Source organism: Ligilactobacillus agilis DSM 20509, from assembly GCF_001436215.1.
In the GTDB taxonomy this organism is placed as follows: domain Bacteria; phylum Bacillota; class Bacilli; order Lactobacillales; family Lactobacillaceae; genus Ligilactobacillus; species Ligilactobacillus agilis.
On sequence record NZ_AYYP01000052.1, the window covers coordinates 1 to 245 of the forward strand.

At 44.5% G+C, this 245-nt stretch carries 1 protein-coding gene; it reads right to left on the reverse strand.

Features of this window, described 5'->3' with window-relative positions; translation table 11 throughout:
* Positions 1 to 245 (reverse strand): flagellin N-terminal helical domain-containing protein (locus FC14_RS06100; protein ID WP_478211996.1); only part of this gene is annotated, 245 nt, incomplete at both ends.

Below are 245 nucleotides of genomic sequence, written 5' to 3' on the forward strand. Positions count from 1 at the left end.
TTCATTTCCAAAGCGATTTCTTGACGGTCTTCTGATTGTAATGTTCCGTTTGATGCTTGAAGGGAAAGGTCACGCATCCGGTTTAACATCTTTTGAGTTTCTTCAAGCGCACCTTCTGCTGTTTGAAGAAGGGAAATCCCATCTTGAGCGTTTGAGCGTGCTTGCTTCATCCCACTGATTTGAGCAGTCATCTTGTTTGAGATTGCTAAACCAGCAGCATCGTCTGCAGCTGTGTTAATCCGTGA